The sequence below is a fragment of the Streptomyces sp. NPDC001796 genome (assembly GCF_042892355.1).
Taxonomy (GTDB): domain Bacteria; phylum Actinomycetota; class Actinomycetes; order Streptomycetales; family Streptomycetaceae; genus Streptomyces.
Map to the genome: position 1 here is coordinate 262,348 of NZ_JBIAUC010000002.1, position 13,191 is coordinate 275,538.

At 68.9% G+C, this 13,191-nt stretch carries 16 protein-coding genes; 5 read left to right on the forward strand and 11 right to left on the reverse strand.

Going from position 1 to position 13,191, the window contains the following annotated elements:
• Window positions 1–17: 17 nt before the first annotated feature.
• A complete protein-coding gene (gene wecC / locus ACFYZE_RS04650; RefSeq protein ID WP_388988515.1) occupies window positions 18–1,259 on the reverse strand; it encodes a UDP-N-acetyl-D-mannosamine dehydrogenase in 1,242 nt (413 codons plus the stop codon).
• An 87-nt stretch (window positions 1,260–1,346) separates the two neighbouring features.
• Window positions 1,347–2,177, reverse strand: coding sequence for a WecB/TagA/CpsF family glycosyltransferase (locus tag ACFYZE_RS04655; protein WP_388988518.1), 831 nt, complete (start codon window positions 2,175–2,177; stop codon window positions 1,347–1,349).
• 304 nt (window positions 2,178–2,481) lie between these two features.
• Here ACFYZE_RS04655 and wecB point away from each other — a divergent pair, with 304 nt between their 5' ends.
• The 3 genes from wecB (at window position 2,482) to ACFYZE_RS04670 (ending at window position 6,435) form a co-directional block, all read left to right on the forward strand.
• Complete coding sequence (gene wecB, locus ACFYZE_RS04660; protein WP_388988521.1) at window positions 2,482–3,696, forward strand: non-hydrolyzing UDP-N-acetylglucosamine 2-epimerase; 1,215 nt, start codon at window positions 2,482–2,484, stop codon at window positions 3,694–3,696.
• Window positions 3,697–3,837: 141 nt separating this feature from the next.
• Window positions 3,838–4,815, forward strand: coding sequence for a YIP1 family protein (locus ACFYZE_RS04665; protein ID WP_388988524.1), 978 nt, complete (start codon window positions 3,838–3,840; stop codon window positions 4,813–4,815).
• Window positions 4,816–5,001: 186 nt separating this feature from the next.
• Complete coding sequence (locus ACFYZE_RS04670; protein WP_388988527.1) at window positions 5,002–6,435, forward strand: recombinase family protein; 1,434 nt, start codon at window positions 5,002–5,004, stop codon at window positions 6,433–6,435.
• 142 nt (window positions 6,436–6,577) lie between these two features.
• Here ACFYZE_RS04670 and repSA read toward each other — a convergent pair whose 3' ends face one another.
• From repSA to ACFYZE_RS04715, 9 genes are all read right to left on the reverse strand, one after another.
• On the reverse strand, window positions 6,578–7,969 hold the full coding sequence (repSA, locus tag ACFYZE_RS04675) for a replication initiator protein RepSA (protein ID WP_388988530.1): 1,392 nt from the start codon (window positions 7,967–7,969) through the stop codon (window positions 6,578–6,580).
• Entirely contained in the window at window positions 7,966–8,160 is a 195-nt protein-coding gene (locus ACFYZE_RS04680) for a hypothetical protein (protein WP_388988533.1), read from the reverse strand. Before ACFYZE_RS04680 ends, repSA begins: the two co-directional genes overlap by 4 nt.
• A gap of 5 nt (window positions 8,161–8,165) precedes the next feature.
• The gene (locus tag ACFYZE_RS04685) at window positions 8,166–8,348 is read right to left on the reverse strand and encodes a hypothetical protein (RefSeq protein WP_388988535.1); all 183 of its coding nucleotides are present in this window, start codon (window positions 8,346–8,348) and stop codon (window positions 8,166–8,168) included.
• A 94-nt stretch (window positions 8,349–8,442) separates the two neighbouring features.
• Window positions 8,443–8,751, reverse strand: a complete 309-nt coding sequence (locus ACFYZE_RS04690) for a SpdD protein (protein WP_388988537.1) — start codon at window positions 8,749–8,751, stop codon at window positions 8,443–8,445.
• Between the two features lie 20 nt (window positions 8,752–8,771).
• A complete protein-coding gene (locus ACFYZE_RS04695; protein WP_388988540.1) occupies window positions 8,772–8,960 on the reverse strand; it encodes a mobile element transfer protein in 189 nt (62 codons plus the stop codon).
• A 19-nt stretch (window positions 8,961–8,979) separates the two neighbouring features.
• Window positions 8,980–9,621, reverse strand: a complete 642-nt coding sequence (locus ACFYZE_RS04700) for a DUF2637 domain-containing protein (protein ID WP_388988544.1) — start codon at window positions 9,619–9,621, stop codon at window positions 8,980–8,982.
• A 2-nt stretch (window positions 9,622–9,623) separates the two neighbouring features.
• On the reverse strand, window positions 9,624–9,830 hold the full coding sequence (locus ACFYZE_RS04705) for a hypothetical protein (RefSeq protein ID WP_388988547.1): 207 nt from the start codon (window positions 9,828–9,830) through the stop codon (window positions 9,624–9,626).
• Window positions 9,831–9,913: 83 nt separating this feature from the next.
• The gene (locus ACFYZE_RS04710; protein ID WP_388988550.1) at window positions 9,914–11,260 is read right to left on the reverse strand and encodes an FtsK/SpoIIIE domain-containing protein; all 1,347 of its coding nucleotides are present in this window, start codon (window positions 11,258–11,260) and stop codon (window positions 9,914–9,916) included.
• Window positions 11,261–11,262: 2 nt separating this feature from the next.
• A complete protein-coding gene (locus ACFYZE_RS04715; RefSeq protein WP_388988552.1) occupies window positions 11,263–11,592 on the reverse strand; it encodes a hypothetical protein in 330 nt (109 codons plus the stop codon).
• A 157-nt stretch (window positions 11,593–11,749) separates the two neighbouring features.
• On the opposite strand from ACFYZE_RS04715, the gene ACFYZE_RS04720 reads away from it, so the two are divergent.
• A complete protein-coding gene (locus tag ACFYZE_RS04720) occupies window positions 11,750–12,523 on the forward strand; it encodes a GntR family transcriptional regulator (protein WP_388988555.1) in 774 nt (257 codons plus the stop codon).
• Window positions 12,520–13,077: a GNAT family N-acetyltransferase gene (locus tag ACFYZE_RS04725; protein ID WP_388988558.1), complete on the forward strand. Its 558-nt coding sequence runs from the start codon at window positions 12,520–12,522 to the stop codon at window positions 13,075–13,077. The genes ACFYZE_RS04720 and ACFYZE_RS04725 overlap by 4 nt, the downstream gene beginning before the upstream one ends.
• Window positions 13,078–13,191 lie beyond the last annotated feature (114 nt).

Here is a 13,191-nt window from a genome sequence, read left to right on the forward strand (position 1 = left end):
CGGCGGCATCGCTGCACTCAGCGCCACATGCCCCGTGTGTCGAAAACGGCCTTCCCTCTCAGCAGGGTGCGCTTGACGGAGCGGAAAGCATCGTGGTCGACCAGCAGGACGACGACATCCGCTTCGTGAAGAGCCGCCTCGAGGTCCACGAGCTTCGCCTGCCCCGTCTCCGCCAGCACGGACGGCAACTCGGTGATGTGCGGCTCGACCACGAGCAGACGGCCCACTCCCTGCCGGGCGAGTTCCGCCGTGATGTGCAACGCGGGACTCTCCCGCAGATCGTCCACGTCGGCCTTGAACGCCAGGCCCAGGCAGGCGATGACCGGGTCCCTGAAACGCGCCGCGGTCTTCGACACCTCGGCGATCACATGAGCGGGCTTGGCGTCGTTGACCTGCCGGGCGGTTCTGATCAGCCGGGCCTGCTCGCCGACCGCGCTGACGATGAACCACGGATCGACGGCGATGCAGTGCCCTCCGACCCCCGGGCCCGGCTGGAGGATGTTCACTCTCGGGTGCCGGTTGGCGAGCGTGATCACATCGGCGACGTCGAGACCGAGCGTGTCGCAGATCATGGAAAGCTCGTTGGCGAAGGCGATGTTGACGTCGCGGAACGCGTTCTCGCTCAGCTTCGCCATCTCGGCGGTGGTGGAGTCCGTGACATGGCACCGCCCCTGGGTGAACAGCTCGTACAACCCCTTGGCCCGGGCGCCGCAGCATTCGCTGACCCCGCCGATCAGACGGTCGTTGGTGACGATCTCGATCATGATCCTGCCCGGCAGGACGCGCTCGGGGCAGTGCGCGACGTGCACGTCAGCGGCCGTGCCCGCACTGTGCGGGAAGGTCAGGTCCGGCCTTCGCTCGGCCAGCCACTGCGAGAGCCGCACGGTGGTTCCCGGCGGTGACGTCGACTCCAGGACCACGAGGGCGCCGGGTTGCAGCACATCGGCCACCGAAGCCGCCGCGTTGCGCACGTAGGAGAGATCCGGTTCGCGGTCCTCACCCACGGGGGTGGGGACGGCGATGAGGAACGCGTCGGCGGGTTCGACCTCGGTGGAAGCTCGCAGGCGTCCCATCGCCACCGCACCGCTCACCGCGACGGCGAGGTCCGGTTCCACGAAGGGCGCCTGCCCGGCGTTGATCAAGTCGACCGTGGTCCGGTTGACGTCCACACCGACGACGTCCACTCCCTTGGTGGCCAGTGCGGCAGCGGTCGGCAGCCCGATGTATCCGAGCCCTACAACGGAGACAGTGCTGAACACACGCGTTCCTTTCTGAACTTCGTCACGCAGGAGCACAAAGGGGCGCTTCTTCGCCGGGGCACGAGAAGGGCCGGGGCCGCCGCGGCACTACCCGCAACGGTTGCGTCGCGCCAAGGCCTCGCGGAGGACCAGCAGGACGAACGCGGTGTTGCCCACGAGGTAGCGAGCGAAAAGGCGCCGGGGCTCCTGCATGAGCCGGAAGGCCCATTCCAGGCCGGCGCCGCGCATCCACCGGGGTGCACGCGCTCTTAGTCCGGCCACCACGTCGAAGGACCCGCCGACGCCCACCGCCAGTCCGCAGTTCAGGTCGGCCAGGTGCCCGGCGAGGAAGTACTCCTTCCGCGGCGTCGGCACCGCGAGGAAGAGGAGGTCGGGGCGGGTTTCGCGAACGGCGGCGACCACCTCGGGCTCCTGCTCGTCCGACCAGTAGCCGTCGCGGTATCCGACCACGTCCACACCCCGGCTCGTCGCGATCGCCGCCGCCCGGCGCACCACCGCGGGCTCGGCGCCGAGCAGGAAGACCCGGTAGCGTTCACGCGCCGCGCGCTCCCACAGCGCCAGCATGAGATCGATGCCGGTGACCCGTTCGGGAAGAGGGCGCCCGAGCATCCGGCCCGCCCAGACGACGGCTTGCCCGTCAGCGTTGACGAGCGAGCAGGAACGGATGATGCGCGCCAATTCGGGATCCCGTCGGGCCCTGACGATTTTCGCCGCGTTCACCGAGACGTGTTGGTGAGGTCGCCCTTCGGCGATCAGCTCCTCGGCCGCGGCGACACTTTCCGCCAGGGTGAGCGCGTGCACAGGCACCCCGCAGACGGGAACCGGCACTGTCTCGCTCAAACGGCTCGACCGGTCCATCGGTGCGGGAACATGATCTGGCCCCATAGCCTCCGCCTGGACAGTGGACGTGTCCGCCACGCTAGGTGCCCTTTCGACGCGGACGACCGTGAAGTCCGCGACCGGCCGACAACGCAACTCGAATGGGCTACTGCGCGGCCACCACCCGCCTCTCCCCCAGTCAGACGGACAACCGGTCACTCATAGCAGGCACTTCTCCGCCCTGCGGACAACACCATGCAGGGAGAGGTCACGAGGCCCTGAAAGGGCGATTTCCCGCATCCGGCCAGCCGACCGTCGCGCCCGCCTTCACGGCGACCGCCGCAGCACGCGATAGCCAGGTGCATATGCACCAGTGCGGCGACCCCACAGCCGGAGGCGAAACGTGAAGCGGATCATGGCCGTCTACGGCACTCGACCCGAAGCGATCAAGATGGCTCCCGTAGTCGAGGCACTGCGCGCATCCGCCCACTTCGAGCCGCTGGTCGCCGTCACCGGACAGCACCGCTCAATGCTCGACCAGGTGAACCGGCTCTTCGGCATCCAACCCGACCACGACCTGGACATCCTCAGCACCGGGCAGACTCTGACCGACATCACCACGCGCACGCTGGAACGGCTCCGACCCGTGCTCCACAAGGAACAGCCGGACGCGGTGCTGGTCCAGGGGGACACCACCACCACGCTCGCCGGGGCGCTGGCCGCCTTCTATCGGAAGATCCCCGTCGTCCATCTTGAGGCGGGGCTGCGGACGCGCAGCACGTACTCTCCCTACCCCGAGGAGATGAACCGCCGCCTCACCACCCGGCTGGCGAACCTGCACCTGGCGCCGACCTGCGGTGCACGGCACAACCTCCTGCGCGAAGGCATCGATCAGCACTCGGTCGTGGTCACCGGCAACACCGTCATCGACGCCCTGCTCAGGACCCTGGACCGCACGGCCGGCCGACTGTCCGACCCCACCGTGCGACTCCTGGAGGCTGACCCCCGACGCGTCCTCCTGGTCACGGCACACCGCCGTGAGTCCTGGGGCGAGGGGATGCAGTCCATCGGCGACGCCCTTGCCCGGCTGGCCGCGCTCCACCCCGACCTGTTGGTGGTGTTCCCCATCCACCGCAACCCCGCCGTTCGGGCCGCCATCGTGCCGAAAGTCGCCGGACTGGAGAACGTGAGGGTCGTCGAGCCACTGGACTACGAGGGCTTCGCCCATCTGATGAACCGCGCGCACCTGATCCTCACCGACAGCGGCGGTGTCCAGGAGGAGGGACCGAGCCTGGGCAAGCCGGTCCTCGTGATGCGTGAGACCACCGAGCGCCCCGAAGGGGTGATCGCGGGAACCGTGGCACTCGTCGGCACGGATGCCGCCCGCATCGTGACGGAGGTAACCCGGTTGCTCTGTGACCCCGTGGCCTACGGAAGGATGGCGCAGGCCGTGAATCCGTACGGCGACGGGCTCGCTGCGGAACGTACGGCCCAGGCTTTGGGGCACTGGTTCGGACTGTGCGATGCCCCGGCGGACTTCACGGGGGCCACAGCCACGACCGCAGAAGATCTTCCGGCGCAGTCGCGTCGGTCGGACGCCGTGGCCACGGGCCTGTGAACGCTGTGGCCACCGGTGCTTCGGCCGGACCTGGAACGACCCTCGTCACGCCGTGGGCGGCGGCCCTCCCGATGCGCCGTACTGCGCCGCCGAGGGGCCACTGAGCCGTCCCCGATCCCCACCCTGACGGCCCCTTAGGGGATGTCACAGCTCAGCCCCAAACCCGCCCCCCTTCCCCCGCCGCCCACACGTCACCCTCCGGGACCAGGTACGTTCGAAGGCGTGGCTGGATTCAGGATCGGACGCGGCGGCCGGGACGGCCGTGCCCCGCAAGCGCGAGCGCAACACCCCCCGTACGGACAGCAGGCGCCGCAGGCCCCGTCGCACGGCTACCCCGCTGCACCGCCGCAGCAGCAGTACGGCGGGGCGGGACCCTACGGCGGCCGGCCGCAGTGGCAGGCGCCGCAGAGCCACGGTGAACCGGAGTACTTCGGCGACGACGGACGGGGCCACCCCCACACCGCGGATCCGTACGCGGCCAACAACCCGGGCCACACCCAGGCCTTCTCCGTCGGCGACGACCCCTTCAACGAGGGGCAGACCTACCGCGCCGGCCAGGCCTCGGCACCGCCGGTCGGGCCACGGCTGCACTGGAAGGAGCTGCTGCGGGGCATCGTGCTGTCCCCGACCCAGACGTTCCTCCAGATGCGGGACTACACGATGTGGGGCCCCGCCCTGATCGTGACGTTCCTCTACGGCCTGCTCGCGGTCTTCGGCTTCGACGGCGCCCGTCAGGACGCGATCAACGCCACGCTCTCCAACGCGATCCCGATCGTCCTGACGACCGCAGTGGCGATCGTGATCAGCTCCTTCATCCTGGGCGTGGTCACCCACACCCTGGCCCGCCAGCTCGGCGGCGACGGCGCCTGGCAGCCCACGGTCGGCCTGTCCATGCTGATCATGTCCATCACTGACGCGCCACGCCTGGTCGTCGCGATGTTCTTCGGCGGCAACGTGTCCTTCGTCCAGCTCCTGGGCTGGGCGACCTGGGTCGCGGCGGGCGCGCTGCTGACCCTCATGGTCTCCAAGTCGCACGACCTGCCCTGGCCGAAGGCCCTGGGCGCGTCGGCGATCCAGCTGATCGCGATCCTGTCGATCATCAAGCTGGGCACGTTCTAGCGGCAGCCCCACGCAGAGGCCCCGGCGCAGCGGGCGCCGGGGCCTTCGTGTCCTCGGTGGAGCGGGCCTCAGGCGTCCAGCACCTGCCCGGTCCGCCTCACCACCGGCGGTTCGACACTCCAGGCTGACTTGACTCGATGACGGTAGTAGCCTGAGCCCTGCTTTGGAGGCAGGGGAGGCCCGATCTTGGCACGCAGGGTGGGGATCTACACCCGCATCTCGCGGGACGACGAAGGTGAAGCGCTCGGCGTAGCACGACAGCGGCAGGACTGCGAGCGCCTAGCGGATCTCCGCTCGTGGCAGGCCGTGAAGGTCTACGAAGACAACGACGTGTCCGCGTTCAAGCGCAACGTCGTGCGCGAAGAGTTCGAGCTGATGTTGAGGGATCTCCGCGCCGGTCTCATCGACGGCATCATCGCTTACGACCTGGACAGGCTCGCTCGACAGCCGCGAGACCTCGAACGCCTCATCGAGATCTTCGACGAGCGCCCGCGGCTTGAGTTCGCCACTGTCACGAACGACATCAACCTAGGAACGCCGGACGGCCGCACCATGGCGCGCATCATGGTGGCCTTCGCCAACAAGTCATCCCACGACGCCTCGCGCCGCATCAGGCGCAAGCACCTCGAGCTGGCCCAGCAAGGCAAGGACAGTGGTGGACCAGCCCCGTACGGGTGGCGGAAGGACGACCGCAGCAAGGTCGACCCGGAGGCGGCCGAGGCCATCCGTGCGGCTCAGCGCGAAATCCTCGCTGGCGTCCGCATCGGAACCATCCGAACGAGGTGGCAGGAGCAGGGCTTGGGCAACCCCCGGGCGGGCACCAAGCGAATGGCTCACCACCACGTCGAGCACATTCTGACGAACCCGCGATTGGTCGGGTACCGGACGTACCACGGCGAGATCCTTTACGGCGACGACGGCGAGCCCATCATGGGCGAGTGGGAGCCGATCAACACCCTCGAAGAGTGGGAAGCGGTGTGCGCGGCGATCGCGGAGCGAAAGCAGAAGCACCCCGGGAAGATGCTCGCGCGGAAATACCTACTCTCAGGGATCGCCCGCTGTGGACTCTGCAAGACCAAGATCCGAGGCCAGGTCAACGGGAATTGGAAACCGGGATCGAAGGCAGCTCGGTACACGTACCAGTGCTCCGTGGTGAACGGCGGTTGCGGCAAGGTTGGACGCGTTGGCGATCCCGTTGACAGGCTGATTGCTCAACTCGTGCTTGAGGAACAGCGCGCCCGAGCGGCGGTAAGAGCGGTGCCCGTTGACCAACGCTGGCCCAAGGAGGCCGACTTGGAGCGGGTCAACGAGGACATTGCCCAGCTCGTCGAGGCCGAGAGGTCCAAGCAGATCACTGTGGCGACGCTCTTGCAGCTCTTGCCTCCCAAAGAACGGGAGCGCGACGAGCTCAAGTTGGAACGAGCCCGCTTCTACAAGGAGCAGAAGCAGGCAGAGGCCAAGGGCGACACCACGAACCTGACCGTCGACGAGTTCTTGGCCCTGCCCGTCGAGCGTCAACAAGAAATCGTCCTCCACAGCCTTTCCGCTGTGATCATCCATCCAGCGGGCCGAGGCCGACGCAAGTTCGACCCCAGCCTGATCGAACCGGTCTGGCGCTGACGGTCAGACCCGCCCTTGCAGCACGAGCGCACGGCGAACCCACTCCTCATCCCGCTCAGGAGCCCGGCGGAGATGCATCTGGATCCACTCATCCGTAGTCATGATCTTTGGTTTCGCCGCATCCTTCCGGGACTGTGGCCGCTTAACGTCCTTGCTCATCGAGGGCACCTCCTGCCAGTTCTTCGCGGGCGATCTCGCGGTTGAGTTGGATGTCCCGGCGGATGTTGGCGGCGAGCCAGGATTCGCCGGGGGTGTGGCCGTGGCCGGCATAGGTCCAGTGGGCGAGCGTGAACGTGGTCGCCTCGGGGTCCTCGTCGGGGTCAGGCAGGCCGAGGGCGGCGCGTTGCTGGGCTGCGCGGTAGTCGGCGCGGGCCTGGCGCAGTGCGCCGAGGGTGGTCGAGTAGCGGCGGGACTTGGTGGAGAAGTGGCCGCGGAAGCCGAGCATGTGTGCCCAGTCGCGGAGCTTGCGGTCCGGGTAGAGCGGGTGCAGGTCGAGGCACGCCTCGATCAGCCGACGAGGATGATCGGGCACGCCGAGCAGGGTGAGCGCTTCCTTGTTGCCGATGCGGCGATCCACGGTGCCGGTGGTCTCGGCCGCCTTGGTGGCGTACTTGGCCACGTAGGAGGCCACGGCCTGTTCGGTGATGTCCTCGCCGTTGCCGAAGGCGCCGATCGGCTGGACGTCGAGCTGTGTGCCCCACCGCAGGGTGCGGGCCGGTTGGTCACCGGCGGGCGGCACGTCGACCGTGACGCGGGCAGCGGCAGCGTGGATAGCGTCGGTGAGCAGGGCGACGCTGGCCCAGTGCGGGGGTGGGGTGTCGGGTCCCTCGGGTCCGTCGAGGCGGATCACGGCGTGGAAGTGGACGGCTCCGCGTTTTTGGTACTCGGCGACCTTGCCGAAGGAGACGCGGGACTGTTCGCGGGCGGCTTTCTGGGTGAGCCCGGCACGGCGTGCGATCTCGCGGCGCAGGTAGATCGTGAAGTAGCGCCACAGCTCGGAGGCGTGGTTGTTCCACAGCACGGCGCCCGCGTAGTCGTACGTCGTCGGGTCCAGTGGAGTGCCCAGCTCGGGGGCGTCCTCGCCGTGGCGGAAGCCGCAGCGGCAGGGCCGGTTGCCGGGGCGGTTGTGGACGGGGCCGAACGAGGGGGCGGTGAGAGTGGCGAAGACGCGGGGGTGGTCGCGCACGGTGTGCGGGGTGTCCTTGTCCGGGTCGCCGACGAGTCCGGCGCGGATCAGGTGGTAGGTGTCTCCGGCGTAGGTCCAGGCGCAGGCGGGGCAGCGGGAGGCGCGGCGGTTGCCGCACGCGACGCGGAGCATGCCGCCGGGTTCGTGGTCGGTGGTGTAGTGGTGCAGGACCGTGCCGGTGGCCGGGTCGATCGTCTTGGTTGCACCGGTGAGCCGGATGGGGTCGGCGCAGCCGCCGGTGCGGCGGATCTGTTCTTGCCAGCGGTCGAAGTCGCCGGACCCGGCGACCCTCAGCACGTCGGCGAGGGTGGCCGGGTCCAGGCCCGCCAGGGTGGCGGCGTTGGTCACTTGCTTCCCTTCCCGTGAGCGGGGCCGTGGTTGGCGGTGTAGCTCTCCACCAGGGCGCGCACCTGGGTGTCACCGGTCGCGGTGGCGGTCGCACCGCAGTGGCAGACCGCAGAGGCCCGGGCGGGGGCGGAGGGAGACGGCTTGCTGACGTGCAGGCCCGGACGGTCCGAGCTCGGTGTCAGGTCAGCCACGGCGATCACCTCCCGGCGCGGGTGAGGGCGGGGGCGGGGGTGGTGTGGCCGGTGCCCTTGCAGGCAGGGCAGGTGACACGGAGGGTGACGCGGGTGCCGTCGCGGTGGCGGGTACCAGTGGTGATGGCGACGGTCGCGAAGCCGTCGCAGTCGCGGCAGACGGGCGTGCTCTGGGCGTGCTGGGGCATGATGGGGTCTCCCTTTCGGGTCCGTTGGATCTGGAAGAGGTGCAGGCGCCCGGAGCGGCGGAAGTTTGGCGACCGAGGCCGCTCCGGGGGCCGTTCAGTGGTTGCGCAGGTCCTTGACGAGCAGGCGCAGGACGACGGCGACCACGGCGACCGAGACGCCGGTGATGGCGACTGCGAGCAGCAGTGAGACCAGGACGGTGCCGACGACCAGGACCACGGCTCCGCCACCGGCGGCGAGGGCGAGCGCGCTGCCAGGCGTGAGCTGGACGACGGGCCGGTTCGAGGCCGGGGCGACCGGGGCCGGGCTCGCATGCGGAACGGGGACCGGGGCGGCGGCGGACGGCTGCGGGGCGGTCGGCGTAGTGGGGGCGGTGTCCGGGGGCGGGTACTTCGGGGTGAACACGGGTCGGGTCTCCTCTCGGGTCAGGGGTTGCAGCGGTGGGTGCGGGCGGCGAGTTCGGCGGCCGAGCGGTCGCGGTGCTCGGTGGAGAAGCCGCAGCCGGGGGCCGTGCAGGCGGCGGTGTGCCGGGTCTGGCCACGGCCGTTGTGGTAGGTGCCGACCCGGACGGGGCCGATGCGGATCACGTCGTAGAAGCGGTTCGGGCGGGCCATGGGTGGACCTCCTTGTCTGTCAGGCGAGTTGGGCGACGATCGCCCCGGCGAGGTCTTCCGGGATGCCGAGCCGGGCGCGGAGCGTGGCCGTGTCGATCTCGGCACCGGTGCGGGTGCGGTGGTCGGCTGCGACCTTGCGGGCGTGGTCGACCAGCGCCGGAGGAACCGGCGGGGCCGGGGTGGCTTGGGGCAGAGCAGGAGTGGGCTCCGCAGTGGTGACGGGCTCGCGCTCGACTTCCGGGGTGGGTTCGGGGGCCGGGGTTGCGGGTGCCGGCACAACCGGTGCCCGGTCTTCGGCGTGGTCGGGGGTGTGGGCGAGCAGGGTGCCGCCGAGGAAGGCGAGCGCGGGCCATCCGGCGACGAGGATGCGCAGCCAGGCCGGAACGTCGGCGAGGTCGAGGAGTCCGGCGGTGGCGATGTTGGCGCCGAGCGAGGCGACCAGGGCCACCAGGAACCAGCACCAGGCGAGCCGGGATGGGCCGTCGGTGCGGAGCCGTCGCCACACGGCGACCAAGAGCAGGTCGACCGAGACGGGGTAGGCCCAGGCTTTCCACCCGGACTGACCGGCAGCGGCAGCAAGGTCGTGCAGGTGGGCGAAAGACAGCGCACCAGCAATCACGGCCTGTACTAGAACGGCATCCAGGCGGATCGAGCGGGGCACGGTCACCACCCCTCGCCGGGGTACTCGGGGCCGTCGTTGGGGTCATAGCCGGGCGGGAACAGGCCGGGCGGCGGCTCGGGCAATGAGGCGGCCAGGGACGGGCCGATGGCATCGATGAAGCTTTGGTCGGCGTCCGCCGTGTGGGCGTAGTGGCCGAGTTGGAGGAGCATCAGCACCGTGCGGGCGAAGTCCTCAAGCTGGGGGCACATGGCGGGGCTCTCCCTTCTTCAGGCATGGCAGGGATAGGGACCCGGCGCGAAGCGGTCGCGCCGACCGGGGAAGTGCAGAGGCGTTACTCGGTGACCGGGTGCGGCTTGACCAGCGGCACCGGCTCCGACTCCGGCACGGAGACCGGGCGGACAGTCGGCCGGAACGGAGCTAGGAACGGCAGTTCCGGAGTGAGGTCGGCGAACTGGCGGCACACGGCCACCACCTCGTCCGAGGAGGTCTCGGGGGTACGGATGCGGGACCAGCCGCCGGAGGTGTCACCGGCCACCGCCACGCCGGGGCGATCCGGCGCGATCGTGGTCGCAGCCATCACGGCATCCGGGGCGATGTCGCCGAGACCCATCTCAGCGGTCTGCTTGTCGTTGACCCGATGCACCACACGCCCGGTGAGCTGAGCGCGCAGCGCGGTCGCGCCCTTGCCCAGGTCCGAGCCGAAGCGCTGCCCGCAGACCTCCAGGAAGATGCCGACCGCGCGGGCCATCTGGCCCAGCCGGACCATCTGCATGACCGAGCGGTCCCGGCGCTCCTCGTCCTTCCTTGAGGTCACCAGGAACAGCTCAGCCACCTCGTCGACGAGGACGACCAGAGGTACCGGCCGCACCTCGTCCGGGAGCTCCCACAGGTCCGAGGCTCCGTGGTCGGCCAGCAGGTCGAAGCGGTCTTCCATCTCGCCCACCAGCGCATCCAGCAGGCGCGCGGCATCGTCCGGGGTGGTGACCAGAGCGGACAGGCGGGACGCGTAGCGGTTCTGTTCGACACCGCGCTTGCAGTCGATGCCGACCAGGCCGACCGGCAGCGGAGCGAGCCCCTTGATCAGGTTGCGCTGATACATGGACTTACCGGACTGATTCGCGCCCAGAGTCAGGGCCATGGGCACCTTGCGGTAGTCCCGCTCGAACACTGAGCCGTCCTCCCGCAGCGCCACCGGAACCACCAGGTCACGAGGCTGCGCCGAGCGCGGCAGACGGACCCGCTTGAGCACGTCATAGCCGGTCATCCGCAACTCGACATACCCGGGCTTGGTCTCCACCACGGTCACCGACCGCACACCCCACGCATGGCGCAGACGCTCGGAGGACGCGACCACATCCGCGGGTTCCAGTCCGGCCGGGAGCCGGAGGGAGACCCGCAGACCGGTCGAGGTGGGGCGGACTCGGCGGACCTTCGGCGCCACCGGGCGAACCTCACGGCGGGCCACGTTGCGGGTCAGGAAGGCCCGCAGACCGGACGGCTGCACCGTCAGCCCGCACACGTCCATCGTGGACCGGTAGGTCCAGGTGAACCGGCCCCAGGTGGCCGGGAGACCGACCAGCGACCAGTACACGCGCGGGGCGCGGACCTTCGCGTAGCCGAGCCCACCAGCCCCCGTTAAGGCTCCCGTGGCCTCCAGCCACATCGTCAGGTCGGCCATGGTCAGGCCGCCGCGGTGATCGCGACCGCGCGGAACGAGATCCCGTGCCGCTTCTGGCCGTTGAACTCGTTCTCCCAGTCACGGGCCTTGAGCCCGACCACCCGCACCGGCATGCCCGGCTGAAGGCCCTCGGGCAGACCCGTCTCCGGGATGGTCACCTGGTAAAGGTTCCCCTCCCCCTCGTCCGAGACCAGCAGGCCCACCGTCGACAGGCCCGCACCGGTCTCCCGGTCCACGGCCCGCTCCCCGGTCTTCTGGTTCACGAGCTTCGGCACGGGCGGAGTCGCCACGAACACCACAGCGGTCGAGAGGTCGATCTTGAACGACGGCATTGCGTCTCCCAGACAGGTCAGAGTTAGGCCCGTTGGACCTCTTGCTCAACTTGTTGGTACAAGCTGATGCCTAGAGATTGCAGCACCGAGAGTGAGACGTCAAGCACTTTGCGCGCACATGTACCAACAAGTTGAGCGAGTGCGACATGATGGGGCCATGAGCAAGCAGCCGAAGTATCAACAGGTGGCCGACGCGCTGCGCCGCGAGATCGACAACGGCACCTACGGGCCAGGTTCCAAGCTTCCCTCGGAGGCCGAGTTGGCGGCCCGCTTCGATGCTTCGCGGAACACCGTCCGGTCGGGCCTGAGCTTGCTCGTCAGCCAGGGACTCATCACGTCAAGCCAGGGCCTGGGCTACGAGGTACGGAAGCACGAAGTGTTCGAGCTGAACGCCTCCCGCTTCGAGAACCTGAACTTCCCGCAGAACGGCGACGCCTACTCGACTGACGTGACGAACGCGGGTCGACGCCCGCACCAAACGTTCCGGGTCGAATTGACGACCACCCCCGAGTACATCGCCCAGCGGTTGAAGGTGGAGCCGGGATCCCGGTCCGTACTGCGGTTCTGCCACCGCTTCGTTGATGACGTGCCATGGTCAACCCAGGCGACGCACTACCCAAATTGGCTGATCCAGGAGGCACCACGACTCGCCGAGCCCGGCGACATTCCCGAGGGGACCACGCGCTACCTGGCCAGTCTCGGCATCGAGCAGGTTGGCTACGCCGACGAGATCGCTACTCGAATGCCCACCCCTGAAGAGGCGCGTCTCTTGGAGATCGGCCCCGGGGTGCCTGTTCTGCTCTGGACGCGCACGGGCTACACCGCAGACCGTCCGGTTCGCTGCACGATCACGACCTTCCGAGGCGACCTGAACCGCATGAACTACGAGATCGGCGACTTGTCCGCCCGGAATGGAAACGAAGCCCAGTGAGAATCACCACCGCAACCCCTGCTGACCTCGAACAATTGCTGACCTTTCGCACCGAAGCGGCATCTTGGATCAGCAAGCTGGGCAGTGATCAGTGGCGTCGTCCCTACCCCGCAGATCGTCTGTTGGCCACTATCGAAGACGGAACCGTCTTCATGCTGCGGGATGGGGAGCGGACCGCCGGAACGATCACACTCACCCCGGATGCAGAGGAGGGGTTGTGGTCGGAAGAGGAACTTGCCGAGCCCTCGATGTTCGTCAACAAGTTGACTATCTCCCGCGACTACGCGGGGCGGAACCTCGGTGGCAGGCTCTTGGACTGGGCTGGCGACCGAGCGTACCGAGCAGCGGCAAAGTGGCTACGACTCGACGCATGGACCACCAACGAGCGGCTTCAGCGGTACTACCTTGATCAAGGCTTCCAGTACGTGAGGACCGTCCTCGAAGGCACTGCCGTCAACGGTGGCCCGCGCGTCTCAGGATGGCTTGCCCAGCGCCCCGCGCGGCTTGCCGATCACGGATTCGCCGACGAGACGCCCAGCCCAGAACCTCTGTGAGCCTGAGCTGTTACAGGTTTCTCTACCTCATCAAGGCACCCGGCTGCGCTCCGCTCCGCCGGGCGCGCTTCCCGTCTCCGCTCCGCGCTGCGCTCCTGCCTTCGGCCCGCTCCG